We start from the raw sequence: 23,597 nt of genomic DNA, 5'->3' as shown, positions 1-23,597 counted from the left end.
CGGAAGAAGTTTCGAGCACACTTTGCGTTTACCGCGGCGACACCACCCGTTGCCATCGCCGACTTCCCCAAACCTGCGCCCATGATTGCCTTCCGAAACCTGATGCTACGCGGCAGAAAATCCCGCGGTAGTTGTACCTCTCAGGGACCGAGACCACAGCTGTCGACCTCAGTCAACCTGTGCCTGTACGCGAGGTAAATGCAATCCAAACAAAATGGGGCGATATTTGGCGTGTCCGCGAAAGCCTCCCCTTTTACTGCCCGAACGTCTTGACTGTGACCGAGGAATAGGCCCCAGGGATGACTTCCTTCATGACCTCACGCTCGGCCGAGCTTGTTTCTGCGCCCACCACGACAGGATTGCTTCTCGAACCCTCTACCCGGAAATAGCCGGCATCGGCGATCTGGCCTTCACCGACGGTGCCGCCCCGTCTAATGCGCCGATATAGCTGAAGAGCCCATCATAGTCCCCGCCGGCCTCAAGCTCCACGGTCACGTTGCCGTCGAACAATTCGCAACAGGCATATGTGACGACATAGGTGCCAGGAGCGATCGGTTGAAGGGCCTGCTCGTAGTCCTTCGCATCAGGGACAGGATTGAGGATATTGCCTTCATGTCCGCCGGCCTGGCCTGGGCAGGCAGCAGCCATCGCATGGCGGTCCCAAGGTTGACCGGTGCGGCCGTTTCCTCGGTCGCGCCGTTGACGAGCTTGCGAAGTCGGATCCGTGCCGGACATCGGACAGGACCGAACAGACGGGGATTGATGAAGCTCGTCACGATCAACGCGCCTTTCTGCCTTCTTTCGTTGAGGATCTCGTTGGATTTTGTCTGTCTTTCGCTCGCGATCCTTGCGGGATCCTTGGCCCCGCCGCACGACGCCAACAGCACGGCTATGATGCTCAATCCCCCAGCCGCAAAAGCTCGCTTGGTCATCCGAAATTTCTCGTTTCGATTGGGACAAGAGGGTTCAAACCGTTGCAAGGCCCTTTCGCCATCTCCTGAAAATATGGGTGCCCATCGCAGGCCTTATTTCTGGGTGAGCCAAGTCTTCACGTTTCGGGTGAAGGATTTGGCCAGTCGCTGCGCCATGATGTCGGGAGCGCCTGCTGTCGTCGCCGCGTTGATGGCGACTGCGACGATCACGCCGTAGCCGCTTCCGCGCATGGAGAGATCTTCGCCATGGATGTTTTGCGCTTCGGCGATCAATTGTCCCGTCTTGGCGTCGTCCAGCCGGACGGTCCCATCGATCATGCTGTCATGGCCACCGATGATCCGGGCCTGCTTGGTGGTGACGTCAAACACATGCAGCGTGACGACCAGCCTGCCCCGGTTGGGGCCGCCCGGCACGCCCATCAATTCCTTCGTCATCTCAGCCTGAAGGGTGTGAACCGCCTCTTGGACCTGCTGGTCCGGCTTGTCGCCGAAACCGAATGTCTTGACGTCCGGAGCCAGCTCGATCCGGATCTCGCGCACGGACGTCTGCTGAAGGGCGGCGATCAGCCGTGGGTCTGTCCTCGTGGTAACGCAGGATGCCAACGTTGCCGCCAGCAGGACAATGGTCAGAAAACGCACGATACGCATAAGCAACTCCAGGATTTTTCAGTTCGATTGGTCTGCAGAACTCAGTTTCGGCTGTCCGACGACGAGGCCGGCTTGGGCTTGCTGTCGAGATGTTTGTAGAGCTCGGTCAGTTGGGATTTCGGCGCCGGGCACCCCTTCGATTTGGCGATGCTGGTCAGGACATTGTTCCGGTTGCGCAACGCGTCGATCTCGACCTTCTCAGGCGATTTCGGGTCCATGAAAAACAGGGCCGGCAGAAACAGCAGCATACCGGTCGCCCCAAGGATGATGTTCTTGCCTTGCGCATCTGTCCGCTCCTTCACCGTCGCCGTGATCTGCCGCTCGTTCGCCTCGAATTCACGGGTGATGCCAGCGCAATCGAAAGCGCTGTCGGTCGGATTGGTCGAAGCGACCGGGCGCGCCTCCCGACCGGCACAGCCGGCAAGAGCCACGGACACTGTGAGGATCAGCGCCGCCGATGTTGAAAGGGTTTTGGCGGGCTTGTTCGTGAAGATGCTGCGGGTGGTCATTGTCCTGCTTTCGTTACCAATGGGTGGATGCGCTGAAATAAAAGAGGCCGCCGTCGACATGGTCGAGGCTACTTGCAACGATGTCGGAATAGCCAAGGTCGACACTGACATTGCCGCCGACGGTCCGGATGCCGGCGGTCCAGCTGGCGAGATCGCCGCCGGCGATGTCGAACCGCTTCTGCGCATAGACGTGTCCGTAATCGAAGCCGACATAGGGGCGCAGCTCACCGAAGGCCTGCGCGGCCCGGCCGCCGTCTTCGTTGGACCTGGTTCTCCAGACGAGCTCGTTATGCGAGAAGACCCCGTTATTGCCGAAAATCACGCTTTCGCGCGTGCCGCGCACATTGCTGTAGCTGCCGAGAGAGATTTGTTCGGCGCCGAGGAGATTGTCGGGGGAATATTGGCCGCTGGCGAGCGAGGTCAGTTCGAACTGACGGTTCGCCACCTCGAATGGCTTGGTCACGCTGACGGTCGCGTTGAATTTCGAAAATCGCGGATCTGCGTCCCCTGCCCCGGGTTCTCCCGCCTCGACTGCATCGAAGAGACCAAGCCCCTTGTCGTAGCTGACATCGAAGACCCAGATGCCGCCAAGCATGCGCCTTGAATGGGAAATGCCGATATCGCCGACCGTATAGCGGCGACTGCCGACCTCGATCAGATTGCCGAGCAGGAAATTGTCCGTCTGCTTGTAGGTCAGGCTGCTGCGTGCGGTGGTGATCGAATCCTTGTCGCGGAGGATGACTCGGTCGATGCCAAGACCGGCCTGCCCGGAATTGCCCGAAGTTTCGAGCGGGGAAAAGTTTCCCTCGACCGTGCTTTCATACTGATACCAGGAGCCGTTCAGCGAAAAGGTCGAATAGCCGTAGGGAACACTGAGGCTGCCGGAATAGCTGTTGCCAAATCCCCTGCCGTCATCGCGCCAGGGATAATCCGGGCCGCTATGTTCGTAAGAGAAACTCCACTGATCGTTGATGCCGAAAATATCGTCGAAACCGAGCGATGCCGAGCTGCGGGAAAAACCGGTACTCTCCTGCCCGAGATTGTTGTTGCCGAGGGTGACATGCCAGGGCCGGCCAGGCCGGTTTTCGATATTCAGGATGGACGTTCCGTCCTTGGGGCCGGGCAGCATGGCCGATCTCGCATCATTGGCCTGCAGCCGGTTCATCTGGTCGAGCCCCTGCTCGATATCCCGGATATTGACAACCCGACCGATCAGACCCGGAAAGGCCGTCGCCAGCGAACTGCTGCCAGAGACTTTCTTGCCGTTGAGATAGATGTCGGAAAGCTTGCCTTCGACGACGAGCAGGCGGAGAACCCGCGTCTTGACGATATCCTGCTGCGGCACGTAGGCGCGCGAGGTCACATAGCCATGATCGATATAGAGATGTGTGACATCCTTGAGGACCGCATTGATCTCGGCGAGGCCCACACATCGGTTGGCGTAAGGCGCCGTGACCCTACCAACTTCCTCGGACGATAATAGGCTCATGCCATCGATTTCGACGCGGGTAATCTCGAAACAGGCGCCATTTCGCTCACCGCCAGACGGGGGTCCGTTTTCCGTTGCCGCGCCGCCGCCCGGCGTTGAACGGCGAAGCGCATCCAGCCGCTGGGTTTGCGACTGCGCTTCCTGACGGCGGTTGAAATCATCAGTGGGCGACTGCGCATAGGCAGGAATGGCGCCCAGCACGAGTATGGCGCCAGCGGCCACGACGTATCGAATCCCCATTGTCATTCTGAAATTCGATTACCTGCTGGCAGTGGACTGAAGTTCATCGAGAGCCGGCTTCAACCCGCTGAGCGAGAAGCGGATATTAATGTCCTGGCCGTTGATCAGCCGGACCAGCCCTTCGGCTGTCATGCCCTTCTTCAGTGCCGCTATTGTCTTCGTATCCAGCGCCTGCTGCGCCCAGCATCCCGACTGGTTGCAATTGCGGTAGGCGAGCTTGGCAACCGGCTTGCCATCGGCCTTGAGCGACAAGCCCGAAGGCAGGAAGACGTTGAGCGGCAGAAGGGCGGTCAAGATCAGCCGCGACTTCCCCCTGCTTTGGGGATCAGCGGGCGCGGCTGAAATCGCAAGCGTCAGCACGGTGACGTTCTTGCCGTCTTTGGCAACCTGCGCAACCTGCGCGACTTCGCATGCCTTAGCGCCTGCAGCACCGGTGCAGCGATAATACCAGTCATCGAATTTCCGCGCCTCTATCACCGGCTCCGGCGCTGCCGCTTCCTGCAACAGGTCCACCTCGCGATCGGCCGGCGCTGCGGATTGCGAAAAGGACGGGCTGCCAAAGGCCAGGAATATCAAAACGGGAGCGAGAGTTCCGGAAGCCCTCTCCACTGCGACCCTCAAGATACACGCCATGAAAAGGGAAGTAATTTCAATAAGATATAATATCATATCGCTCCAACTGGCCATGGAATCAGCCCTGGTGCCTGCACGGTAAAGTTTTGATGATATTGTTTGGTGGTCGCCGGGCCGAGACTGTCGCCTTAAATCAAGACAAGGGTTTACCAGTGCCTGTCGCGCAGCTGGAAATTGTCGATGTCATGGAAAAGGGCTCGGAGAGCGAGGCCAATCATTGGCTCCCCGGCTTCATAGCAGATTGGGATACGACACATCGAGAGGTAGTATTCGCTTTCGCGCAATTCGCGCTCGTTTTCGGAGAGTTGTGTAATTCCTGCAACACAAGCGACAACGAAAGGGGAAGAGTTTGGACAACCGTCTTAGAAAAGACACTCACGGATCCAGCCGCCTTCTCGGCCACTGATTGAAGGCCGCACTCGCACCTATGGCATTGTGGGGTTCTCGACCTGATGAAAGAGGTACTCGGCGGGCGCGCAAATCTGCATGCGGAACCGCGATGCCGCCCAGAAATTGTTGACGTCAGCGCCACACCAGGTGCCTGCGAAAGCGCAGGGCGACGTGGTGGCTTCTTCAACCAGAAACGAAGTAATACATTTGGTCGAATTGCCTCACCTGTCAGCGCAGGTTCTATTGGCTTGTTACGGTGACGAGTTAGATGGCAAGGGCACTGACAGGGGCACCGGGGCTCTGGTTCGTGTAGTGCTGGGTGGCCAACCCCATTTCCGTGCCAAACAATCCTGCATTTCGACGGGGCGCGCAGTGGCGACAAATTCGCACGATTATTCCGACGACCAAACTAACCTCTGCATTGTGTGCGATGTCATCTTAGCGGACTGGTACAACGCCGGAAGAGATATCTTCGATATTCGGCAGTTTCGGAGCGATTTGCAGTCGCACTACAAATCAGCTGGGAAGACGGTTCCGGCCCATATCGCAGACCCACACAAGCTTGTCCCTACGCTACGCCTGCTCCAAAGACGCTCTCACCTCGTCAAACCAACCGGAATGTCGAATGTCGAATGGAAGTTCGTGCGAGAACCGTAGCCGAAGATAATGCACATCGGACAGTTGGGTAGACCGCTGAACTACCCCCACTTTCGACCGGACACTCAGCATAAGCAGGAAGGCTCAAGCACAGGCTTGAGGATAGGCTTATGTCTAACGAGTTTCGACAGGTTGATCTGATGATCGGTGACGTCCGGCGACGACGCTGGACAACGGAACGCAAACTGCAGATCATCGAGGAAAGCTATGCCGCCAGGGAAACCGTTTCCTCTGCGGCGCGGCGACATGGAGTTGCGCCAAACCTCTTGTATCGCTGGCGCAGGCTCCTGAGCGAGGGAGGTGCGGTGGCCGTGGATTCTGACGAGCCAGTTATCGGCAATTCCGAGGTGAAGAGGCTGGAAGATCGCGTGCGCGAGCTTGAGCGCATCCTCAGGCGTAAGACGTTGGAGAACGAGATTCTCGGCGAAGCCCTTTCCAAAGCGAGCTCAAAAAAACCGATATCGCGGCCGATCTTGTTGCCGAAGGACGGTTCCCGATGAAGACGGTGGCAGATGCCCTGGGCGTATCGCGGTCCAATCTCGCCGAGCAACTCAAAGGCAAGTCCAAGCCGCGTGGATCATATCTCAAAGCAGACGATGCCGAGCTGCTGCCTGCCATTCGCAGGCTCGTCGGTGCTCGACCGACCTACGGCTATCGGCGGATGAGCCGCCGATCTGCCCGTCGTCGATCGCAAGCGGGTTCAACGTATCATGGCCAATCATGCCATGATCCTTGAGAAACATACGGCGGTGCGAATAGGCCGTGTCCACGACGGCAAGGTCATGGTGATGCGGTCTAACCTTCGCTGGTGCTCGGACGGCCCTGAGTTCACCTGCTGGAATGGCGAGGTGGTCCGTCTCGCGTTCATCATCGATGCGCTCGACCGGGAAATCATCTCATGGGCAGCCGTCGCCAATGCCGAGATATCCGGTTCCGACACTCGAGACATGATGTTGGAAGCCGTCGAGAAGCGCTTCGGCACAACCAGAGCCCCGCATGCCATCGAACATCTGTCTGATAACGGCAGCGCCTACACCGCGAGGGAAACCAGGCTGTTTGCTCAAGCCCTCAACCTGATCCAATGCTTCACGCCCGTCGCCAGCCCACAATCGAACGGCATGTCTGAAGCCTTCGTCAAAACCCTGAAACGCGACTACATACGCATCTCGCCTATTCCGGACGCCGATACAGCTCTCCGGAAGATCGACGGATGGATCGAGGATTACAACGAAATCCATCCACACTCAGCGCTGAAGATGGCCTCTCCAAGGGAGTTCATCAAAGCATTGTCTCAGTAGCTGATCTGTCCGGTGAAATGGGGGGCACTCCAACCGCACAGCCAGTACAAGCATGAGGGACCAGTCCCCGACCGCACGATCCACCTACCAGATTTCAATTAAACGCCGAAGTTCCAGTGCTTCATCGAAAAAATTCGCCGCAAATTTCAGCCGAAATACTGATGGACTGGCGTGAGGCTATGCGTGGGGATGAAAAAACCGCTGGTCGCGGTATTAGCTCGATTTGCTAAAGTGACGCCCGCTGGATCCGGCACCAGGAGAGTGGTGAGGCTAACTTTCACCATGTGCACCATGACCGGCGAACAAACTCAACTACGAGACTTCCTCCAACGAACCATCGACGCGCTTGAAGGCAATGATATCTTGTCAGACGCTCTCGCCCGAAAGCAATTCGTGACGACGATCGGAGATCAGTACGAGGCCCTGATTGCTTTCGGCGCATCAGAATTGCGAGATTTGGCTGCCGGCATTGAAGCTCGTTGACAAAGGTCTGCAGCGGCAGGATCAATGCGGAAGACTTCGCAAACGGGAAGGAAGCGGTAGGAAAGGCTGAACTGGCCACCTGGGAACATCTTTCGCTATTTCCTGTTTACCAGCGGACCGCCTGCCGAGAAGCTTGTCTCTCGGACCATTCGATCAGATCATTGCCGCGGTCCCTGGTTCCACGTTCGGCAGGCTTCCCACGGGAGGTTTCGTTATGTATGCCGTTTCTGCTGTGCCGATCAAACCCGTCCGCGTTCAACTTAGTGACGCGAGCGACTTTCGCTTTGCAGCCACTGTGGAGGACCTGATGCGAATGCTCATGAGCGAACGATGGCCTGCGAAGGACTCTGGCTCATTTCGCAAGGCAGTAGGTTCCTGCTTGGACGCCATGTCGCTTCAAGAGGACGGTGACACAGCTCGCGGAGCCTTCATTGATGCTGCCCGGGCCGTAGGTATCAAGCTCTACCCAGATGATGACAAACAGCCTGCTGTCGGATCTTGGAAGAAAAGGAGGTCCGGGGTATTGCGCGCTCCTCGACTATCAGAGGCTGTGTCGCGCGGCTAACATTCCGTGCGCAGTCGACCGCATTCCCCGTTTGCTCTCGGCGCATGCGCTATCGCCCGGAACGTTACGCTACCGACAGCGCAAAGAAGAATATTGGGGTTGCACGATCAGTTGACGGTGGGCCGTCAGATGAAGTTCGGTAAAGCTGGCATCCCGTCTGTGCAATTTCTAGGTCCTGACCCATCGGGGCGCTGAGGAGCACGTATGCTATCTCGATGAGACCAGCCCACATCAGCAGGCTCGTTAGGGTTATTAGTATCATCCAGCGTATCCGCATTGGCGCCCAACAACGTAGCTTCTCTAAATTAGCTACATAGCATAAATGCCCTCGCCCTTGCATAACTACGATCACAGTGAAACGGCGAAAGGGCTCCGAGACCTCTTGCTGTAGATTTCCCGCCTGAAAATCGTATGCATATAGAACACCCATGGCCGACCAGAACGGCTAGTCCCGAAACGCACACAAGCCAAGGCGCTAAGCTGTAAAGTTCACTGCGCGGCGGGATCGCGACGAGCGGAGAATTTCTCAGTCTATCGTAATCCATGACGCAAAGAGTAATGCTGCCCCCTTCAGAACCTCAACTATGAGGTGGATAGGGCGGCATACGCCCGCCACGGCGAAAAACGCTGATCCCCGGTGGTCTCTCGCCCGAGTTCAGCGTAAACATTTTCGTCAGGAGTCAGATAGATCGCTTCGCGGACCTTACGAAGATCGCGGCGATGACGATATGGCTGTCGGAGTACCCAGGACGGCGTGACGCCCTGTCGCCAAGCCGGCGGCGGAACTGATGCGCAAAGAGGGCTGCATTGAGTGTCATGGAATGGTAAAACCTTGCCGAAGCGATAAAACACACTTCGGCCCTCAGGATTTCCGTATCGACGCCAAAAGGAGCGCACTTTCCGTTTTGTGTCGCGATGCCGCTGGTAAAGTTTCAGCTACCAAAACACAGATGCGACAATCACGGTCACTGCATATTGTAGCTATCTGTGGTTGCGCCGTTGGCTATAATCGCGTATAAATTACACGTGCGAAACATCGGATGAGCCGTTACGATGGATACGATTCCTACTGAAGACTTTGACGCGGCTTTGACCTTGACCGATACTCTAGACCATCTGCCAGCCCGCAAACGGCGCGAGCTTGCCCGCGTGCTTGAAATCATCTTTTCCGAGGTTGAGCAGTTCCGTGCCACCAAGCAGTCGTCCAAGAAGGTGAACGGTAAGATCCTCAAGGTTGTCCTCTACGGATCCTATGCGCGCGGCGACTGGGTGGAGGACCGGCTCAGCGGTTACCGCTCCGACTACGATATCCTGATCGTCGTCAATTCCGAGGCCTTCGCGCAGGAGCAGGAATTGTGGCTTTCGCTCGACGAGCGCCTGCTGCAGGAGCAGATCGCCAACCGGATTGAGACACCAGTCATTCCGATCGTCCACAGTTTGCATGATGTCAACGACCAGCTGTCGCGCGGCCGGCCATTCTTTGTGGATATCGCCAGAGATGGCAAGGTCCTTTACGAAGCGGAAGGCCATCCGTTCGCCCGGCCGAAGACGCTGACAAAAGAAGAGGCTGATGCCGAAGCACAGCAGCATTTTGAGCAGTGGCTTCCCGATGCGCAATTCTACCGGAAACTTAGTGAGTTTTCGATCGCTGAAAATCAGCCAAAGCACGCTGCCTTCAATCTCCACCAGGCTACGGAACGGGCCTATCACTGCCTCTTGCTGACGCTCACGCTTTACAGTCCGAAATCCCACCGCATCAAAGTGCTGCGCTCCAAGGCCGAGGAGGTCGACAAGCGGCTGATCGCAGCCTGGCCACGCGATAACCGGATCGCCCGGCGGCGCTTCGAACTTCTGTCTCGCGCCTATGTCGAGGCCCGATACTCGCCGAACTATGCGATCAGCAGTGAGGAGCTCGGTTGGCTGCTGGAACGGGTGCAGCTTTTACAAACAACAGTCGCAACAATCTGCGAGGAACGCCTGCTTGGTCTTCCGTCGGGCGAAAGTGGTGGGGCACTGCCAAAGAATTAACGATCACGCGTTCGAGCCGACCACTCTCGCGAAACGAAACCCGTATGCAGAATGTCGGTCGTTGGGCTCTCTTGGCCCGAAAGACATAGAGTGCACCGTTGAACGGATCACCGCTGGCATCCCGCACCAGTGAAAGCAAGCTATCCGGTCCGTTAAAAAAGTCGATTGGATGGCTTGCGAGAAAGACCTTCACGTCTGACGGTATCATGCCGAGCGCACCGCCCGGATCACCCGCTGCGCGGCCAATCGAAGCTTTGAGCTTGTTCGTCCTCGTTCTTCTGCTACTAGTCCGGTGTAGCCTTGATCAGCGATGGGAAATACATTGGTGGTAGACGCGATTGTTTTCGCTCATAGCGGCCGCGCAGAATATCTACGTGGCGTTCTGACGCAGGCGAAGAAGAGCAATCCCATGACCCGAGTTGCCCTGCTGGGCGATAGGGCGAACCGCGATCTGGCAGGGCCCGCCGAGTTTTTCTTGCTTAGTCAGTACCAAAATGATCTGGATCGGCTGCGCGCCTGCTACGTCCATAAGTCGTCGAATACTTTCGAATTCGAGTTTTCTGCCATCGCCAGATGGCTAGCAGTAACAAACTTCTGTCGGGTGGAAGGTTTTGATCGGATTTTCAATGCCGATACAGACGTGCTGATTTATTCCGATTTGTCAAAAGTGGCAAGCGACCTGCCTCTCTTGCCGATCGCAGCGTATGCCAACGGATCCGGCCACGCCTCTTATTGGTCGATTGATGCTCTCGAATCGTTGCGCGACCTTATCTTCAAAACGTACGAAGACAGAGATGGCGTGGAGTTCGAAGAAATTTCCGGCGTTTACGAGTCGTGCGCTGGAATTGCTGGTGGCATCAGTGATATGTACATTATCCAGATGCTTTGCCGTTCCCTGCCTTGGTTCGACCTCACATCCGTGACCAACGGCGCGACATTTGATCTCAATTTTAACTTTCCAAATAACGGTCAGACGAACTTCATGATGTACGGTGGGGAAAAGGCTATCACCTGGAAAAATGGCCTTCCGTTCGGTCACGCCGAGGATGGTGAGATACGCATGCATACCCTTCATATGCAGGGAGGAGCAAAGCGCTCGATCGACAGAATTCTGGGTAACAGACCAAGCTGGGGATGGAAACCTTTAGCAACGCTTTTCCGGCGCCTGGCAACCCACACCACCATCTAAGTCATGCATGTTGGAGACATACGGCAATTGACGCGCGCGCCGCGTTTGCTACGGCGCCCCCCGAAGCCGGAGGTACCGTCCCTTCCGGATGATGAGGCATAAAAAGATAGCCGCCTCTCCGCGAAGATCGCGTCGTCAACGGCCGACTTACCTCGCTTGATCGCGACGATCTTGTTGAATGGCGACTGGCACCTCCTTTTTGGACGAGAAGGCGTGCGACATAAGCGCCTCCGAGTGACGCGAGCATCAGCCGCTACGGCAGGTGGTCGGAGATGACCGGCACGACATTTAGGATGATGTCAGCCAGTGCGCCAGCTAGTAGCGACCAAGCGGTCTCTAACGGAGCGTCGCATGAGGAAGAGCGCATGCGCGCTCGTGAATGCGTGCGAAGCATGGCGGGATCCAATTGTTGGGGGCGGAAATGAAAGGCCCACTGATCCTCCAGCTTGCGCAAGCGAACAACTGGTTTGGCTGGATACCGTGCCGACGCGCGACGACGCTCACCGTCGCGTCCGCCTCATAGGTCTCGTGGATGATCGCCAGCTTCTCAGCCGTGCTCCAGCGCCGCCGACGTTCTGGCCCGGCGAGGACTTCCATCTTAAAATTGCTGCTAGTCATATTACCAACATTACTCCTACCCACTTAGCTAAGTGGTGGAGCATGTCCGGGCCTTTCGGGGGCTAATTCACGTATCTTCGAAGATTTTAGCTTTTTACCCATCAACAATGACCGAGAAAAGTGCAGGCTGATGTGAGCGGATTTTCAGTTTAACCTGCTTGGAGAAACGCCGACGGAAAAACCACCGATTAAGCTTGTGTGCGCGACAATGCTTCTCTTCCTGCCTCGGCATTCGCCAGCCGAACAAAAGGTCAAACTTTGTGTGCGTCGCCGAGAGCTTCCGGTTCACATATTTGCGGGGTATGAAATCCGCGAAGCTTGAAGTCGCCAGCGCCTGGTCCGTGAGCAGGCGGGCATAGTCCTTAGGTGACATTCTGTGCAACTAAGTTGGACAATCTGCCCACCACAGAAGGGGCACTGAACATCCCCCATGATCCACCCGAAAAGCCAGACCCTCGTACAGATTGAGTTTGGAGGAGCGGGTTGTCAGCTCGTGACAACCACGGCAAGCCATAAGCGGATAGTCTCCGTTATTGCCGGCACTTGGCGCCATAGCGCTTCAGTAGCCGGTCATCAATGCGTTTCATTCGCTTAGCCCGCACCTCCTGTCCTTTGGACGATAAATGGGTGTCGTCCTGGATCAACCAGCCTGGAGCAGCGACGTTGTCAGAAGTGACCATGCCCTCGTCCCAACTGTTCTCAAATTTGACCCGCTTGCTGTCCGCCACTTTTGCGAGCAGCTTATTAATGTAGTCAAAGTTATCCCTTGGGACGAGGCTCGCACCTGGTGGTGGCAAACTCCAAACCACGACAATCGCGGCCCGAGATTTGAAGGCGTCGATGATCTTACCGACGTTGTCCCCCATCGCGTCCCACTCCGGTTTGCCGCCGACCGTTGATTTCAGGTTCGTGAGCGCGTCGTTAGTGCCAACCATGATATGCGCGATCACCGGCCTCTGCATCTCCGCCAGCGCGTCGGCGCGTTCTGCGACATCGGATATTCGCGCGCCTGCGAGACCCGCGTTTACGATGTGGCAGTCGCTAACTTCTGTGGGTCGAAACATCTCAGTGTTGCTATCGCCAATGAGCATGACATTGCCTTTACCAACGTCCATTGTGTTGGTGTAGACAACCATCAGACGCGCATCAAAGTGCGGCTTATAGTAGCTCCCGACCGCAGCGTAGGCGGGCGAGAATGCTACGGCGGCTGCGACAGACAGTAATGGGAGCATTTTGTTCATTGAGCACATGTGGGATGCGCCAGATCACACGTCTATCAGATCAAGAAAGTGTGATGCGCTTTGTCCCATCGACCCTCCAATGCTCGCCGCCATCTTTAACGTTGCTCGTCGTTCGGATGTACCCCATCGCGGAGACTCCCGGTCGAATTGCCGACAAGTGGTTCGCCCTCGATAAGTAGCGCATTGCTGTCCGCAATGTCGCCGGAGGCTACACATATCTGCGCCCTGTTGCTTTTGATGCCACCGGCAAAGAAACATTCGCCCACGTGCCGGTGTGATCGCAATGGTGCGGCAATCCGAATTCGTAGCTTGCAGATTCATGTTGAAGCCCCTTGTAGTTGGCCTTAAACGTCGCGAGCAACGTCGGCACCGAAAGTCATTGTGTCACTCTTTGAGGAACGCCATCACAGGGATTCCTCGAAAGAAAGCGGCAAGATATCGCCATAGAACAGAGATATAGGTGTTCGAGCCGATTGCTCACGCGACGACCTGAAGAGATTGCAGCTGACATCAGCTCCTCTATTGAAGCCGCACCCTTTGTCCGCTCATCTTGGGCCGTTTTAAAACCCCGAAAATCCAGGTGATTGTTGATCTCGGGAGCATCTATCCGATAAGTGAAGCAATCAAACACGGATTCGGCTACTTGCCATCGGCAGGCGCCCGAGAAAAAGGTAGAAATGCGCTACTTCATTACGGGAACAGCAGGCTTCATCGGCTTTCATCTGGCCCGCCGGCTCTTGCAGGACGGGCATGAGGTAACAGGCTTCGACGGACTGACGCCCTATTACAATGTCAGGCTGAAGGAGATGCGTCATGCCGCGCTGGCGCAATATCCTGCCTTCCGCCCGGTCATCGCCATGCTTGAAGACAAGGAAGCGCTGGAAGCCGCGATTTCGGCTGCAAAGCCGGATGTTCTCGTTCACCTGGCCGCACAAGCCGGCGTGCGTTACAGTAACGAAAATCCGCACGCCTATTTGCGTTCGAATATCGAGGGTTCCTGGAACATTCTGGAGCTCGCCAGCCGCCTCGAGCTGCGCCATCTCATGCTTGCTTCGACCTCGTCGATCTACGGCGCCAATTCGGCTGTCCCCTTCCGCGAAACCGACCGCGCGGACGAACCTCTGAGCTTCTACGCCGCCAGTAAGAAGGCGATGGAGGTGATGGCGCACAGCTATTCGCATCTCCACAAGATTCCCACCACGGCCTTCCGTTTCTTTTACCGTTTACGGCCCCTGGGGCCGGCCCGATATGGCGCTCTTCAAGTTCGTCAAGAACATGATCGAGAACAAGCCGATCGAGATATACGGCAACGGCAATATGAGCCGTGATTTCACCTATATCGATGATCTGGTCGAGGCCGTGGTCAGGCTGTCGGGTATCATTCCCTCGGAAACCAACCGCGTCGCCGATGCGGGAATTGAAACCCTTTCGCATCAGGCCCCCTTCCGCATCGTCAATATCGGCGGCGGACTGCCGGTCAGCCTGATGGACTTCGTCGAAAACGTGGAGAACGCGATGGGGCATGAAGCAAAACGTGTGATGCTTCCCATGCAGAAGGGCGACGTGCCGCGCACCTTTGCAAGCCCAGATCTCCTCTACGCCCTGACGGGCTATCGACCGGAGACCTCTCTAGAAACAGGCACCAAGGCGTTCGTCGAGTGGTATCTGGAAGCCAGGCGGGAACTCGGCACGATCAACACCTAGCCGCTGACGGCCATCACGTTGCAGCGATGCGCTTCAGGCAGTAGGAAAAATGCGCGTCAGGCTCGAGCGTCAGAAACTCGAAGCGCCAGCCATGCTCGACGCAAAACTTGTTGACCGCCTCCACGACCCCGTAGACCACCGGTTTGACAGTGTTCCCCGTGCAGAAATCGTGCCCGACAATCCGGCCGTCGTGCTTCACTTTGCGGTCTGCGAGCAGAAGCTCCTCCCATGTCAGTGCAAAGGAATGATCGGTATCGATATAGATCCAATCGAAGGTCTCGTCATCGAATTGTGACAACATGTCGATCGACGTGCCCTGTCGAATCACAACACGGCCTTCGGTGATTTCCGACCCGAATTTGCCATTGATGATCTCTAGGCCTTCTGAGTATCGATCCATGTTCCAGGGATCGATGAGGTGGAGCTGCCTCGGCTGGTTCCGCGCCAGTATCTCCTCGCTGAAGGTACCCTCCGCAACACCTAACTCGGCAACGACCCCACCTTTCGGCAGATTGTCGAGAAGCTTGCCACGATCGGGAAGCAATTTCGCATGCTCCGTGTGAACGTATTCTAAAAACGTCCGGGGGGTGCTTTGCCGAAGGGCCGCTCGCTGCTCTCGCGTCGTCATTTTCGCTCCGAATTTTCTCAAGCGCACCTCTACAGAGAATGCCCGCGGTGGGGAAGAGCGGCGCCCACAAGCAAATTGCACAGAAACTCAAAAAGAGGCTTGCGGTTCTTTCTCAATATCGCTAGAGACGCTGCACCGAACGATGACACAGAGCATCGAGGGCGATTAGCTCAGTTGGTAGAGCGCCTCGTTTACACCGAGGATGTCGGGAGTTCGAGTCTCTCATCGCCCACCACTTTCTTTAAAATCGTAGCTGTGTATCGCGATCCAGTGTGTGTGCGTTGCACTGGCCACGTGATCTTGCATCGCGTATCAAGGTATCGTTACAGACTCGTGATCATCGAAATGCAATGAATTTTCCTTGCCTCCTTGTCCTACGGGCGAGCGGATGTCGAAATCGCTTACAGCATGGTTTATCCGTAATTAGGTGCCAGCCCTGACGATCGCTTTCGCCCATAATCGCTCTGGTAGTGATACCTCTGAGCCACACGAGTTGTTTTTATTGTTGGAACAACCGTCGAAAACCTCAAGGCGTCTGTTGAGAACGCTCGTGATCGAGAACAGTGTAACCTCATAGGAGGTACTTGCATGGCTCTGACCTATTCTAAGGCACGGAAATTGCTTCCTGGCATCGCGCTCTGTCTAAGCGCGGCACTTCTCACAGGTGTCGCCGTTCAAAATTTCAAGACATCGAAGAAAATCTCAAATATTAAGCTAGAGACAAGGCAACTGTCTGAACAGAATGAGCGGCTTTCAGAGCAACTGACGAAGTTAAACAATGTTGTGAGCGAATTGGGCAAGCTGCCACTAGCTTACGCCGAGACACCAGAAGGTCTGAAACTGGTTCCGGCCGAATTTGGAGTAACGAAAGACGACCTGGAGTTCTTAAAGCGTTTCCGCGGTCCTCTTCTCGATCTTGATACAGACTTCAAAAAGCTCGCTGCCGATCAGATAAAACAGTTTCTTCGAACTCGCATTCTGACAGAGTTTGAACGCGACCCTCGAAACCTGACGTTGGGAAAGACAAAACGCCGAGCGTTAATCACGTTTGCGATGCTGCGCGTCAATGGCTCGATGCCAACCTACGAAATCAGGAACGCGGTGCCGAACGATTTTAGGACGATGGTTCTTGGAACCAGCGGAAACTGCAGCGACTACACAATTCGCGCCATGATCGTCGCGGAAGCACTCGGGCTAAAAGCTGCTCTCATCTCAGCTAATACGCCAGCGCTTCCGGGGCACGTCTTTGCTGACGTCTACGACCCGGAAGAGGATACCGCATACATGCTCGACTCCAATTTCGATGTACGAATTGCGACTGCTCACACGGGCGGACGTGGCTTCTTCGAAGCCCTGTTGACTAGCAGTGTCAACGAACAGAAAGTCTTCTCGGAAAGAGCTAAAGTGAAGGCGCTACCAGTTTACTTCCGCTTTATTGATCCAGGCGAAAAAGGACTTTATGGCACGCCACTGACGGCGAGTTATGTCAACGCAATCCGTAGCAAGCGGGAAGAAACATGGCGTCGGTGGACTTCAGAAGATTTGGATGACCTTGTCGCCTGGTGGAAGCGCACACCGAGCCACAGGCCGCGCACACTAGAGGAATTCCGTGACTATTTGCCCGAGATACCTTCTGCGTTCAATTCGTCAGGCGACTATGCAGAACGCCTTCGAAAGGTCGCTCGCGTTAGTTTCGAAGTCGCTGGAAGCGAACATCAGTAATGTGACGGTTATTGCCTCGCCAAAGATAAAGTGACCGCTAGCTGCGTCTGGTGCCGCCGCCACTCGGATGCCCCACATGATGATGTGGCGGTGGTCATACGCGCCTCGAGATGGCGTTGGTAAAAAGCAGGAGCGCTTGCGGCACGCCGACTGCAGTGTTGAGTTTGGAATCTACGGTTTACGCTTTATCGCGCTGCCTTCGCTGCCGCGCTTCCACGTCGCCATCGCCGCTAGGGACACGAGCCGGATAGGGCCATTCGGCCTTGCGCGCAGCTTTTCGCTTATCCAGGAGGCCGGCGGCAATTAGACACGCGCCTATAGCCTTCAAGCATACGAAGGATAAAACTTCCAAAGACCATATTTCGGCGGTACTTCTTAACCATAGCTCAACACCGATCAAAATCAGCGCCACGCCTCCGGCGATAAAGGTGTTCTCTGATACGAATCGACGACTCGATTTTTTCGTCATCGCATTTCGATAGTATTCCTCCTGGATCGGCGCAAGGTGCCGCTCCAGATTTTCGCCTGTTGGATCGGTAAGGTGACTTGAGCCCTTCATCGAGCGATCAGCGATCGTATAAATACACAAATTGTTTCCATCACTTTTCCAGCCCTGCCATTCTATCCTGACTAGGCGACTACTTGTGATACATTTGTACGCGTCCCTTAACCGTCAAGAACAATCTGATAGAGCTAGGGCCGAACAGCCACGACACGGCGATTGCGACGAAGCTCGACTACAAGCGGCAGTAGTTCAAGGGAATACGCTGCTCCGTCACCCAACTGCTTCGTGCTGCCGACTATGCTAGAAGGGTGCAATATTCTCCATGGTAGCGAGCGAAGAGCCCACCGCCACGCCCTCCCGCCTCAAGCCTGTCCTCATCATCCTGTGGCTGCTGCTGATTTCGGCACCCATTCTGGAAAGCGACAGCTATCGCTATGCGGCGCTGCTGCTGATCGGGACGATCTTTGTCTGGTTCAAGCCGAATTTGAGCCTGCTGAAGCGAGACTGGCTGGCCAACGCCTGTGTTGCCTGGGGCGCCTATGCACTGCTGCGCTTCCTCTTGGGCCTGATCGTCTACGGCGAGAAGGGTGCGTCCGACTGGCTCTACGCCTTTCCGCTGTTTTTCCCAGCCGTCGGCATCGCGCTTTATTCCAGCCGGAAAGAGGTCGGGACGGTCCTGGCCATCTATTTCCCGATCGCACTTGCCGCCCTGCTGATTTCCACCGACTACCAGCCGATTCTTGCAGGCGACGACCGTGTTTCGCCACTGTTCCACAACAACCTGATCCACGGCGCCATCGGCTGCGGCTTCCTGATGATCGGCGCCTTCTACTGGCTGTTGCACGCCTGGGAGACCGGCAAGCTCGAGCGCCGTTCCGGCAGCTGGATTATTGCCGTCGCGACGCTCATCATCGTGCTCTGCCTTTTCAACATTTACGGCTCGAAGGCGAAAGGCGTCTGGCTGAGCCTTGTCCTTGTCGGACCTCTCATGCTGGCCTCGATGCTGCTTTATGCAAACAGACGCCGGGCTGCGCTGGTAGGAGCTGCTGTCGTTGCTCTCGTGGCAGCAGCGCTTTTTGTCGGCGGCGATGATATCTGGAGGTTTGCCGGCCCCACCTATGAGGCCACCGTTCGGATCGAGACCGAAATCTCCGCACATGGCGTTCGGGATGCCGTCGCGGCTGCGATCGCGTCAAGAGCTACGCCGGAATCGATGAGTGAAAGGCTGCAGCTCTGGGCGAATGCTTCGGAAGTGATTGCCCAGGCGCCTCTCTTTGGTGCGGGCAATCATTGGCTCACCCTCTGGAACTCGACCACCTATGCCAGCGTGCCCTATACGCTGCTCCATAACGGCTACTTCGAGATGCTTGTTCGCCACGGGCTGTTCGGCATCATCGTTTTCGCGATATTGGCAACAGGCATGTATAGGCGGGTTTTCGCTGCCTGGAGGGCCGGGCTGATCAGCCTCAGCGCGCTGTTGGCCTATAGCATGGTGACGCTATTCTTCCTCGGAACGATCCTGTCCAATTCCAACAACCGGCTGGCAATCGGCGAATCGTTCTTCTTCGTGTTCTCCGCTGTCGCGTTCGCCTGCGGGATTATGTTGAAGAAGGGGGAGATCATTAGATAGTTCGAGCGCAGGCAAGCCGAATGCCCTTATAGATAGGCCGCCTCGTTCATCGCCGCCACATTCGGACGCAGGCTTTCCGAACGATCCTGGCCTTCACATCCACCGAACCAGGGATAGTCGGTACTCGCTGGATGAGGATGATTTCATGTGTCTCTACCTCTGGCCCGAACACCGCGATGCACCAGTCCATCCACTCTATACGCGCGTCAGAATTCTCATGCTGTCCGGTCAACATGTGACGAGGTCGGCCGACTGCATATCGATCAATAGGATGCGGCGTAGCGCACTACCGACTGGTCAACGGAGGGAAAGCCGCACGCCATTCGCGTGCCAAGTATCGTCGATGAGGTCATCGAGTTGATTGAACCAAACGAATACAGATAGTTTCCCCCTCTGCGACCCGTCCAAGTCCGTTAGCCACGGCACGGTTTACTCATTCATGTGGCGCAACGTTACCGCGAGGCTGATCGGAGTGATACTCCCGCGCGACAGGAATGGGGAGGTTACGCGTAAAGGTTATCGATAGAGTTGGGAATGATCTTCAACGCGCTCCCCTGCCATGACGGCATTAAGCTCCCGCATTACGGTCGATAGCTTTCAGAAACAGCTTGATCGCGTTGTATAGCGACATATACAGTTTTCCGCGAATGCGGGAGCCCCTTGAATGCAGGTGAATAAATTCGAAAATCACCAGGTTAGCACGAATATTCCGCACATCGGCGCTCTGGACGATCTTCGCGGGATTGCAGCGCTCATGGTCTTTTTTGCTCATATCGTGCATAATTTGACGAGAGGCGTTGACGCCAGCATGGGCGCGTGGCTGAAGCCAAACAATCCGTTGTTTGCTATCTTGGCCGAGGGGCATGCGGGCGTTTCGCTTTTTATGGTACTGAGCGGTTTTTTGTTCGCCTACGGTGCACACGGCAGCGAGGTGAGGTATTGGTGCTTTGTTCGCAATCGGATACTTCGGATCTATCCGATGTATCTTTTGCTTTTGTTTTTTGCGGCCTATTCTAGCCCTTCTCAGTTCAGCTTTGAAAGCTTTATTGCTAGCGCCGCTCTTTTTTCAAATACAGGAAATGCTCTTAAAGATATCGGCTTCACCGCACTACTTTGGACTATTTCCGTTGAATTCCTCTTTTATCTTATATTTCCATTCCTCAATCGCTTTAAAAACGCATTCGGAATTGAATACCTCTTCCGCCTCCTCGTATTGTTGATAATACTTCGCTACCTCGCCATCGGCCTAGGCGCCAGCGCGCGTGACATATCTTATTTCACGATCATTGGCCGGATCGATCAGTTTCTAATTGGTATGATTGTAGCGTCTCTTTATCGGGAAGGCCGTCTCACACTGAAGCATCCGCGTCTTTGTCTTGCCGGCAGTATTGTTTTGGTATTGCTTTCGCTGTTTGCATTGAACCGAATGGGAGGCTGGATCCAGGATGCCGAATGGAAAGGCATATGGCATACGTATGAGGCGATCATTTTTTCGGCTTTAATTATCACCTATCTATTCAGCCATTCTGCACTCAACCCCCGCTACAAGTCGCTCATGGCAAGAATAGGATTGGTTAGCTACTCGATGTACCTCCTCCATATGCCAGTGTTGCTGTTGCTGCAGAGAAAACATTGGTACGCGAAGGTGACGGGAAATCTATATTGGGATGCTTTGATCACAGCCTGCTACCTCTTCCCTGTCGTATTCCTCCTTTCAAGTGCAACGTACGAACTGATTGAGAAACCATTCATGAGTTTTCGAACACGATATCTGGCTCCAATAGGCACCAACGAAATTGCCATGAGGAGTCCGGCATGACGATGCTCGCGGAGTATTCGTCCCGCTGCGTTGCGGCCCTTGCTGTAGGAGCGATCATTTCGATCTCTGCTGCAACCCCCAGCAAAGCTTTCGATTGGGACTACTCTCAGGTCAAATATGATCTGACGACAGACGCAGTACTGGGCTCTGCGCAGGACTTTCAAGCCTGGACCTCGGAGCCGCGTAAGTATCTCAAGGAGAAGTTCGAGACGGCAATCACGGTTGAGCCGCAAGTCGTGACTGTCGGAAAGCCGACGGCCATGGACGGTTATACGCTGACCGATGTCGATCTGCTTTTCCCGGCTGTCGAAAAGGACGGCAGGGATCTCCACATGGTCTTGCTACTTGCTCGGCCCAATCATCCAAAGGATGGCCCAGCTATCGTCGCCATGAATGGCCACGGAGAGGTCGGCGGAGAAGGACACGGTCAGGCTCCGGCAGGATTGTTCAAACCGGGCGCTCAAGGCGATAAGTTGGCGCGTGACGGATTTACGATCATTGGCATTCCGGACGCCATTCACGAGCCGTTCTCGGAGCTGGCGAAGACCATTGACTATCCGGTGATCTGGGCCCGGCTGGCTGACAGATCCCTGGACAAGATCAAGCCGATGCTGCCCCAAGGTCAGACGTTCATCGCGCTCGGGAACGCAGTTGGCGGCTTGTCGTCACTGGTGTTGACGGCAATGCGCGACGATGTGATCGCGCTGGCGAACAACGGCGCCTTCTTCTCACTCGAGCAGACGAGGCGGGAATACCGGATCTACACCCATCCGTTCTGCCATGACTTCAGGGCGTTCTCCACCTATACGGCAGTATATGCGCTCATTGCGCCGAAGCCTCTGCTGATCGAGGCAGGGAAGACCGATGCCCTGTGGCTCGGCGCACCACAACAGCTGAAGCCGAATGACTGGTTCAGCGGCACGAAACGCGGCCCCATAAGCGATGAGATCATCGGTGCCTATCTGCAGCTCAAGCAGATTTGGTCGAAGTTCGATGCGCCGATAGCCCTCGATATCCACGATGGAGGACACGAGGATTTCGACATCCCCGCTTTCAGATCGTTCGTCGGGCAAATACAAGCAACACACATTCAGTGAATTCCATGTTGAATAGCAAGCAGAAGTCGATTGCGTGGGCTGTGGTGTGGTTCATCGTCGGAGCTGCCGCTACCGTGGGGATGGGGTTCACCAAAGGCGGATGGGTGACGCATCGCGGGCTCCGGAAAGCGCTGGATGCGCAGGACGCAGCATTGAACGACAAGATATCGGCGGCAACCGCAGCAGCTCTTATGCCCTATTGCATCGAGAAGTCCCTTGGCGATCCCAACCGCTATCAAGTCATCCTCGATCTGCGCGCAGCGAAAGTCGAAGACCGTGAAAGTGTTATAGAACGGTCGGGATGGGCGACCCCGCTGGGCAGTGACAATCCGGATCGCGAGCTTGGTAAAGTGTGTTTGGTGAAACTCAATCTGTTTTAGCTACCGATTTGAGGCTATCCAATCAGCACAACGACCAGCAGGGCTTACCATATGCGTGTTCTTCACTTCTTCAAGACCTACTGGCCGGACACCTTCGGGGGCATCGAGCGCACGATTCACGCTCTGGCCAAGGGCGGCAATGCTCATGGCATTCAGTCCGATGTGTTGTCCCTTAGCCCCGATCCGCTCACCAATACCGTCGAGTTCGATGGCCACTGGGCGTATAAGGCGAAACAGAATCTGGAGCTGGCTTCGACCGGTTTCTCGCTAGACGTTTTTGGAAAGTTTCGCGAACTGAGTGCGCAGGCCGATATTGTACACTACCATTTTCCATGGCCTTTTATGGACTTGGTTCACTTCGCGACCGCACCTCGCAAGCCATCCATCGTCACCTATCATTCGGATATCGTGAAGCAGAGGGCGCTCAGCCGGATATACAGACCGCTGATGTTGCACTTCCTCTCGTGCGTGGATCAGATCGTTGCGACATCGCCAAATTATCTCGAATCCAGCGAGGTGCTTCAGCACTTTAAAAACAAGACCGTAGTCATTCCGCTAGGCCTCGACGCCGCGGATTCCGCCCCTGCGGATGAAGCTGAAAAGGAGCAGTGGAAAGCCAGATTTCCAAAACCGTTCTTTCTCTTTGTCGGCGTTCTTCGCTACTACAAGGGCATTCACATCCTTCTTGAGGCGGCGAAGGAAGTGACCGTCGATGTTGTGATCGTGGGCGGCGGTCCGATGGAAGTCGAGCTCAAGGCGCGCGCTGCCGACCTCGGTCTGCAAAATCTGCATTTCGTAGGGGTGGTTTCCGACAGCGCAAAGGCGGCGCTACTCGAACTGTGCATAGCGTTGGTTTTTCCCTCGCACCTCCGATCGGAGGCTTTCGGTCTATCGCTGGTAGAGGCGGAAAGGTTCGGAAAACCGATGATCAGCTGCGAGATCGGAACCGGAACAAGTTACGTTAATCTCGATGGTGTCACTGGAATCGTCGTTGCGCCGAATGACACGCGGCAACTGGCGAAGGCAATGAACGATTTGGCCGACGATATCCAGCTTACGCAGCGCTATGGAGCTGCAGCGTTCCATCGCTATATGGAAAACTTCACGGCGGCGCGCATGGTTGCCAAATACGTCGATCTTTACAGGTCCCTGAGCTTACGCTGACCGAGGATGACGGCTAACCGCTGCCGAG

Annotated in this window: 18 protein-coding genes, 1 tRNA gene and 3 pseudogenes; 12 read left to right on the top strand and 10 right to left on the bottom strand. The window is 55.7% G+C overall.

What is annotated here, in order from left to right:
- Positions 1 to 375 precede the first annotated feature (375 nt).
- From LVY75_00215 to LVY75_00195, 5 genes are all read right to left on the bottom strand, one after another.
- Positions 376 to 648 (bottom strand): hypothetical protein, encoded by a 273-nt coding sequence (locus LVY75_00215; protein XAZ20429.1) that lies wholly within the window; start codon positions 646 to 648, stop codon positions 376 to 378.
- A 377-nt stretch (positions 649 to 1,025) separates the two neighbouring features.
- Positions 1,026 to 1,580, bottom strand: coding sequence for a hypothetical protein (locus LVY75_00210; GenBank protein ID XAZ20428.1), 555 nt, complete (start codon positions 1,578 to 1,580; stop codon positions 1,026 to 1,028).
- Between the two features lie 41 nt (positions 1,581 to 1,621).
- A complete protein-coding gene (locus LVY75_00205) occupies positions 1,622 to 2,089 on the bottom strand; it encodes a hypothetical protein (protein XAZ20427.1) in 468 nt (155 codons plus the stop codon).
- Positions 2,090 to 2,102: 13 nt separating this feature from the next.
- A complete protein-coding gene (locus tag LVY75_00200; protein ID XAZ20426.1) occupies positions 2,103 to 3,824 on the bottom strand; it encodes a ShlB/FhaC/HecB family hemolysin secretion/activation protein in 1,722 nt (573 codons plus the stop codon).
- Between the two features lie 12 nt (positions 3,825 to 3,836).
- Positions 3,837 to 4,451, bottom strand: coding sequence for an invasion associated locus B family protein (locus LVY75_00195; protein XAZ20425.1), 615 nt, complete (start codon positions 4,449 to 4,451; stop codon positions 3,837 to 3,839).
- Between the two features lie 1,157 nt (positions 4,452 to 5,608).
- On the opposite strand from LVY75_00195, the pseudogene LVY75_00190 reads away from it, so the two are divergent.
- Both LVY75_00190 and LVY75_00185 read left to right on the top strand, forming a co-directional pair.
- A pseudogene (locus LVY75_00190) lies at positions 5,609 to 6,796 on the top strand (IS3 family transposase).
- Between the two features lie 189 nt (positions 6,797 to 6,985).
- Positions 6,986 to 7,279, top strand: a complete 294-nt coding sequence (locus tag LVY75_00185; GenBank protein XAZ20424.1) for a hypothetical protein — start codon at positions 6,986 to 6,988, stop codon at positions 7,277 to 7,279.
- An 870-nt stretch (positions 7,280 to 8,149) separates the two neighbouring features.
- Here LVY75_00185 and LVY75_00180 read toward each other — a convergent pair.
- Positions 8,150 to 8,389 (bottom strand): glycerol-3-phosphate acyltransferase, encoded by a 240-nt coding sequence (locus LVY75_00180; protein XAZ20423.1) that lies wholly within the window; start codon positions 8,387 to 8,389, stop codon positions 8,150 to 8,152.
- Between the two features lie 508 nt (positions 8,390 to 8,897).
- Between LVY75_00180 and LVY75_00175 the strand changes: the two genes are divergently transcribed.
- Positions 8,898 to 9,872: a HEPN domain-containing protein gene (locus tag LVY75_00175; GenBank protein XAZ20422.1), complete on the top strand. Its 975-nt coding sequence runs from the start codon at positions 8,898 to 8,900 to the stop codon at positions 9,870 to 9,872.
- A gap of 325 nt (positions 9,873 to 10,197) precedes the next feature.
- Positions 10,198 to 11,061 (top strand): hypothetical protein, encoded by an 864-nt coding sequence (locus LVY75_00170; GenBank protein XAZ20421.1) that lies wholly within the window; start codon positions 10,198 to 10,200, stop codon positions 11,059 to 11,061.
- 453 nt (positions 11,062 to 11,514) lie between these two features.
- Here LVY75_00170 and LVY75_00165 read toward each other — a convergent pair.
- Together LVY75_00165 and LVY75_00160 are read right to left on the bottom strand one after the other, a co-directional pair.
- Positions 11,515 to 11,679 (bottom strand): annotated as a pseudogene (locus tag LVY75_00165) (transposase).
- 530 nt (positions 11,680 to 12,209) lie between these two features.
- Positions 12,210 to 12,920: an SGNH/GDSL hydrolase family protein gene (locus tag LVY75_00160; protein ID XAZ20420.1), complete on the bottom strand. Its 711-nt coding sequence runs from the start codon at positions 12,918 to 12,920 to the stop codon at positions 12,210 to 12,212.
- Positions 12,921 to 13,657: 737 nt separating this feature from the next.
- On the opposite strand from LVY75_00160, the pseudogene LVY75_00155 reads away from it, so the two are divergent.
- Positions 13,658 to 14,624, top strand: a pseudogene (locus LVY75_00155) (NAD-dependent epimerase/dehydratase family protein).
- Positions 14,625 to 14,637: 13 nt separating this feature from the next.
- On the opposite strand, the gene LVY75_00150 reads toward LVY75_00155, so the two are convergent.
- Positions 14,638 to 15,252, bottom strand: coding sequence for a class I SAM-dependent methyltransferase (locus LVY75_00150; protein XAZ20419.1), 615 nt, complete (start codon positions 15,250 to 15,252; stop codon positions 14,638 to 14,640).
- Positions 15,253 to 15,411: 159 nt separating this feature from the next.
- Here LVY75_00150 and LVY75_00145 point away from each other — a divergent pair.
- Both LVY75_00145 and LVY75_00140 read left to right on the top strand, forming a co-directional pair.
- Positions 15,412 to 15,487: transfer RNA gene (locus LVY75_00145), tRNA-Val, on the top strand.
- Positions 15,488 to 15,840: 353 nt separating this feature from the next.
- Positions 15,841 to 16,974, top strand: coding sequence for a hypothetical protein (locus LVY75_00140; GenBank protein ID XAZ20418.1), 1,134 nt, complete (start codon positions 15,841 to 15,843; stop codon positions 16,972 to 16,974).
- Positions 16,975 to 17,152: 178 nt separating this feature from the next.
- On the opposite strand, the gene LVY75_00135 is transcribed toward LVY75_00140, so the two are convergent.
- The gene (locus tag LVY75_00135; protein ID XAZ20417.1) at positions 17,153 to 17,563 is read right to left on the bottom strand and encodes a hypothetical protein; all 411 of its coding nucleotides are present in this window, start codon (positions 17,561 to 17,563) and stop codon (positions 17,153 to 17,155) included.
- A 238-nt stretch (positions 17,564 to 17,801) separates the two neighbouring features.
- On the opposite strand from LVY75_00135, the gene LVY75_00130 reads away from it, so the two are divergent.
- From LVY75_00130 to LVY75_00110, 5 genes are all read left to right on the top strand, one after another.
- Entirely contained in the window at positions 17,802 to 19,109 is a 1,308-nt protein-coding gene (locus tag LVY75_00130; protein XAZ20416.1) for an O-antigen ligase family protein, read from the top strand.
- Positions 19,110 to 19,773: 664 nt separating this feature from the next.
- Positions 19,774 to 20,928 (top strand): acyltransferase, encoded by a 1,155-nt coding sequence (locus tag LVY75_00125; protein XAZ20415.1) that lies wholly within the window; start codon positions 19,774 to 19,776, stop codon positions 20,926 to 20,928.
- Positions 20,925 to 22,025 (top strand): hypothetical protein, encoded by a 1,101-nt coding sequence (locus LVY75_00120; GenBank protein ID XAZ20414.1) that lies wholly within the window; start codon positions 20,925 to 20,927, stop codon positions 22,023 to 22,025. The genes LVY75_00125 and LVY75_00120 overlap by 4 nt, the downstream gene beginning before the upstream one ends.
- Positions 22,026 to 22,030: 5 nt before the next feature.
- Positions 22,031 to 22,405: a hypothetical protein gene (locus tag LVY75_00115; GenBank protein XAZ20413.1), complete on the top strand. Its 375-nt coding sequence runs from the start codon at positions 22,031 to 22,033 to the stop codon at positions 22,403 to 22,405.
- Positions 22,406 to 22,456: 51 nt separating this feature from the next.
- Complete coding sequence (locus LVY75_00110; GenBank protein XAZ20412.1) at positions 22,457 to 23,569, top strand: glycosyltransferase family 4 protein; 1,113 nt, start codon at positions 22,457 to 22,459, stop codon at positions 23,567 to 23,569.
- Positions 23,570 to 23,597: the final 28 nt, after the last annotated feature.

The organism is Sinorhizobium sp. B11 (assembly GCA_039725955.1).
Lineage (GTDB): Bacteria > Pseudomonadota > Alphaproteobacteria > Rhizobiales > Rhizobiaceae > Rhizobium.
Note: the sequence above shows the minus strand (reverse complement) of the source record. Positions and strands in the feature narration are given on the sequence as shown.